This window comes from Actinomadura logoneensis (assembly GCF_003428695.1).
In the GTDB taxonomy this organism is placed as follows: Bacteria; Actinomycetota; Actinomycetes; order Streptosporangiales; family Streptosporangiaceae; genus Spirillospora; species Spirillospora logoneensis.
In genome coordinates, this window is sequence record NZ_QURH01000803.1 from 1 (window position 1) to 4,430 (window position 4,430).

Here is a 4,430-nt window from a genome sequence, read left to right on the forward strand (position 1 = left end):
CCCTGCTCCTCGGCGCGGGCCTCACCGCCGCCGTGGCCGCGCTCGCGTCCGTCACCGTCTTCCGGCCCGGCCCCGCCCCGGCGACCGCCGCGACGCCCGCCGGCGTCCGGTTCTGGAACCTGCCGACCGGCTCGCGGATCGCCTACGTCCACGCCCCCGCCACCGGCAGGCGCAGGCCGACCCCCGTCGTGTTCCTGCACGGCGGCCCCGGCACCCCGGGCGAGGGCGTCCCGGTCGCGGGCGCGGCGCTCGCCGCCGACGGCTTCGACGTGTACGCCTACGACCAGGTCGGCGCGGGACGGTCCACACGCCTGTCCGACGTCACCCGCTACACCGTGGCCCGGCACGTCGCCGACCTGGACGCGGTCCGCGCCGCCATCGGCGCGGACCGGATCATCATCGTCGGGCAGTCCTGGGGCGGCTCCCTCGCCGCGCAGTACCTCGCGGCGCATCCCGAGCACGTGGCCAAGGTGGTCTTCACCTCGCCGGGCGTCCTGTGGCCGGCCGCCCTCCCGCACGGCGACGGCGACCCCTGGACGCGCCTCACGCCCGCGCAGAAGAAGCGCTACGACGAACTGACCTCGGCCCCGCGGCTCCTCGCCGCCGCCGTCCTGCTGAGCGTCAATCCCAACGCCGCGCACGCCTTCTACGGCGACCGCGAGGCGGACGAGCGCTTCCACCGGCTGGCCCTGGTGGGCAAGGACACCACCTCCTGCCCCGGCGCGCCGTCCAGGACGCCCCACGAGAACCGGCAGGGCTTCTACGTCAACCAGATCACCAGCAGGGACTTCCGCAAGGTGCCCGACCCCCGCCCGGCGCTGCGGCGCGTCCGGACTCCCGCGCTGGTCATGCGCGGCGAGTGCGACTTCGTGCGCTGGGAGGCGACCCGCGACTACCGCCGCACCCTTCCGAACTCGACGCTCGTCCTGGTCAGGGGCGCCGGGCACGCCATCGCCGGGGACAAGCCCACCGTGTACACCGGCCTCCTGCGGGCGTTCCTCCTCGGGCGGCGCCTCCCGCTGCCCGCCTACACCTCCGACGACCCGCCGCGCTGACCCGCGCCCCTCCGTCCCCGGTCGAGCTCGGCGGCGGTCAGGGTGCGGACGCCTCGTCGCCGAGGCCGGTGACGCGCAGCGTGATGTTCAGCCGTCCCGACGCCAGACCCGTCGCGGGGTCGCCCGTCCCCTCCAGCACCTTGGGCACGCCGTGGTAGATGAAGCGCGACGGCCCGCCGAAGACGAACAGGTCGCCGGAGGCGAGTTCGACGTCGGTGTAGGGCCGGGTGTTGCCCACGCGGAAGACGCAGGTGTCGCCGATGGACAACGACACGACGGGGGCGGACGAGCGCTCGTCCTTGTCCTGGTGCATCCCCATCCTGGCCTGCCCGTCGTAGTGGTTGACCAGCGCGGCGTCCGGTGCGTAGGCGGACGCGGCGGCCTCGTCGCCGTAGGCGTCCAGCAGGGCGCGGCGGCCGAGCGCGACCAGCCAGTCGGGGAACTCGGCCACCCGCCGACCGTTCACGTCGTCCGCCGTGCGGGTGTACCGGTACGGCTGCCAGTGCCAGCCCACGCACACCGTCCGGACCGACATCACGCCGCCGTTCGGCAGCCGGGTGTGCCGGATCGGGACGGGGCCCACGGCCCAGGCGCGGCAGGCGGCCACGAGCTCCCGCTGCCGTTCGAGCGGGAGCCACCCCGGCAGGTGGACGGCGCCCGGCGGCAGCGGAGGCGTGGGCAGCGGGAGGAGCGCGTTCACCGCACCGGTCATGCCGCGTCGTGGAAGACGAGCCCGAGCGTGCGGCGGAGCCCGGTGCGGACGGTGCTCACGCCGTGCCGCATCGGAGCGTTCGACCAGCCCCGCTTCGAGGCGACCGGACGGTCCCGCGTGGTGAAGACCAGCCCGTGGCCCTGCGGGACGGTCGCGGACGAGCCCCTCGACTGCGCGCGGGGACGCTGCTCGGTCATGACGAACTCGCCGCCGGTGAAGTCCGTGCCGGGCGCGTCCAGTCCGATGACGACCTGGAGCGGGAACAGCATCTCGCCGAACACGTCGCGGTGCAGGGCGTTCCAGTCGCCGGGGCCGTAGCGCAGCAGGATCTGCGCGGACCTGGTCTGGCCCGCCTCGTGGCACATCCGCACCCACGCGTCGAGGTCGTCCGGCCAGGGCGCCGGACGGCCCAGCTTGTCCGCCCAGTCGCGGGCGACAGGCAGCAGCCTCGGGTAGAACGCCGCGCGCAGCTCGGCGACGACCTCGGGCAGCTCGTGGGTGAAGTAGCGGTACTGCCCGGAACCGAAGCGGTGCCGGGCCATGTCGACGGTGGTGCGGAAGTGCTCCTCGCGGTCGTAGAGGTCCGCGAGCTCCCGGCACTCGGCGGGGGTGAGCAGCGGTCCGGTGAGCGCGTGGCCGAACTCGCCGAGCTCGCGGGCGAGGGCCGTCCAGTCCTGCTGCCCGACGCGCTCGCCCGGACGGACGGCCGCCGGGGCGCCGGCAGGGACGGTCGCTGGGGTCGTGTCGTTCACGGCGGGGTTCCTCGGCGGCGGGGTCAGGCGGGCTGGTGGACGCGTTCGAGGTCCAGGAGCCGCCGCTTGCGCTCCGGACCGGCCGCGTAGCCGCTCAGCGCGCCGTCCGACCGGATCACGCGGTGGCAGGGCCGGACGACCAGGAGCGGGTTGGCGCCGATCGCGCGGGCGACGGCCCGCACGGCGGTGGCCGGGACCCCGCTCAGCTCGGCGACCGCGGCGTAGCTGACGGTCGTCCCGTAGGGGATCTCGTCCAGCGCCGCCCAGACCCGCCGCTGGAACTCGCTGCCCGACGGCGCGAACGCGAGGTCGAACGCGGTCAGCTCGCCCGCGAAGTACGCCTCCAACTGCCGGACGACGTCGGTGAACGCCGCCGGGTCCCGGTCCCGGACGGGCGGGACGGCGGGGGCGCGCTTCTGCCCCGGCATCGACAGCGAGGACAGCGCGACGCCGTCCCCGGCCGGCTCGCCGATCAGGAGCAGTTCGCCCAGCGGGGTGTCGAGTGTCGTGCAGACGGTCATGCGGCGTTCCCCTCCTTCGTGTTCCGCATCCCAGCATGGGCCGTCCGGACGGCCACCGCTGGCGGAAATCGGACACGGCGTTCCGGCGACGCACGCGTCCGGCCAGGGGAAGACACGGCCTCGGAACAGCGAATCCCCAGGTCAGGACCGATTCCCGACCTGGGGGCGACGCGCGGTGCGCGGTCAGCGGCCCTGCTGCTTGAGGCGGTCCTGCGCCTGCATGGCGAGGACCGCGGCCTGGATGCGCCGCTCCACCCCGAGCTTCGCCAGCAGCCGGGAGATGTGGTTCTTGACCGTCTTCTCGGCCAGGAAAAGCCGCTGGCCGATCTGGCGGTTGGTGAGCCCCTCGCCGATCAGGGCGAGGATCTCCCGCTCCCGGTCGGTCAGGCCCGGCAGGGCGTCCGGCTCCGGTTCGGGCTCCGGGCCCTGCCGCAGCCGGGCCATCAGCTTGGCGGTCGCGCTGGGGTCGAGCAGGGACTGGCCGCCCGCGACCGTGCGCACGGCCGACACCAGGTCCGAGCCCTGGATCTGCTTGAGCACGTAGCCCGAGGCCCCGGCCATGATCGAGTCGAGCAGCGCCTCCTCGTCGTCGAACGAGGTCAGCATCAGGCAGGCGAGGTCCGGCATGCGCGAGCGCAGCTCCCGGCAGACGGTCACGCCGTCGCCGTCGGGCAGCCGGACGTCGAGCACCGCCACGTGCGGACGGAGCGCCGGGACGCGGACGAGGGCCTGCTCCGCGGTGCCCGCGTCGCCGACCACCGTGATGTCCGGCTCGTCGCTCAGCAGGTCGTTGACCCCGCGCCGCACCACCTCGTGGTCGTCCAGCAGGAAGACCCGGATCGGGTCGCCGGGTCCGCGCTGCTCGCCGTCCGCCATCGGATGCTCCTCGTTCTCCGCCGTCTGGTGCCCCCGCCGGGCCGCGTCCCCTCCGCGCACCGGCACCTGCCAGCGACGATATTGCATGACGCGGAGTCGGCCGGACAGGGCCGATCGGCCCTACCGGCAGGGCCACCCGTCCTTCGGCCCTCCAGGGGACGGCTCACCTGGCCCGCGGCGGGCTGCCGCGCTCCCCCGGACGCGTCGCAGGCCCCGGCGTGGACGGCTCGTCCGGCCGGAGCATGGGACCAACGGGCACCGGCGAGGGGCTGTTCGGCCCGAGCGCCCCCGCCGCCGTCCGGCGATGCTTACTACCGCGACCGAACGGGAGGAGGTCACCGACCGCCGCTCCCCTCCACCGGCCACTCGTTCTCCATGACCCGGCCGGGGTGGGAGGCGGCGCCCTCCTTGCGCCCGTTCCGGCGGAAGACCCCTGCGCCCCGGACCTCGCTGATCACGAGCGAGGCCGGGGCGCAGGGGTCTCGGCGTTCCGGCCGCCGGACGAGCCGTGTTC

General features: G+C 74.9%; 5 protein-coding genes. 1 reads left to right on the forward strand and 4 read right to left on the reverse strand.

All coding sequences use genetic code 11. From position 1 onward, the window contains the following. Positions 1 to 1,055 (forward strand): alpha/beta hydrolase (locus tag DZF91_RS27705; RefSeq protein WP_158588060.1); only part of this gene is annotated, 1,055 nt, incomplete at its 5' end. Between the two features lie 37 nt (positions 1,056 to 1,092). Here DZF91_RS27705 and DZF91_RS27710 read toward each other — a convergent pair. From DZF91_RS27710 to DZF91_RS27725, 4 genes are all read right to left on the reverse strand, one after another. Further along, positions 1,093 to 1,755 carry an alpha-ketoglutarate-dependent dioxygenase AlkB family protein gene (locus tag DZF91_RS27710; RefSeq protein ID WP_235834613.1) on the reverse strand — a complete coding sequence of 221 codons (663 nt, stop codon included), beginning with the start codon at positions 1,753 to 1,755 and terminating at the stop codon, positions 1,093 to 1,095. 8 nt (positions 1,756 to 1,763) lie between these two features. Continuing rightward, positions 1,764 to 2,519, reverse strand: a complete 756-nt coding sequence (locus DZF91_RS27715; protein WP_117360082.1) for a 2OG-Fe(II) oxygenase — start codon at positions 2,517 to 2,519, stop codon at positions 1,764 to 1,766. Between the two features lie 23 nt (positions 2,520 to 2,542). Further along, positions 2,543 to 3,040 carry a methylated-DNA--[protein]-cysteine S-methyltransferase gene (locus DZF91_RS27720; protein WP_117360083.1) on the reverse strand — a complete coding sequence of 166 codons (498 nt, stop codon included), beginning with the start codon at positions 3,038 to 3,040 and terminating at the stop codon, positions 2,543 to 2,545. Between the two features lie 183 nt (positions 3,041 to 3,223). After that, positions 3,224 to 3,916: a response regulator gene (locus DZF91_RS27725; protein WP_117360084.1), complete on the reverse strand. Its 693-nt coding sequence runs from the start codon at positions 3,914 to 3,916 to the stop codon at positions 3,224 to 3,226. Positions 3,917 to 4,430 lie beyond the last annotated feature (514 nt).

Excerpts from the sequence above, each read along its gene's own strand:
- DZF91_RS27720 (WP_117360083.1), bottom strand. The coding sequence starts at position 3,040 with ATGACCGTCTGCACGACACTCGACACCCCGCTGGGCGAACTGCTCCTG.
- DZF91_RS27725 (WP_117360084.1), bottom strand. The coding sequence starts at position 3,916 with ATGGCGGACGGCGAGCAGCGCGGACCCGGCGACCCGATCCGGGTCTTC.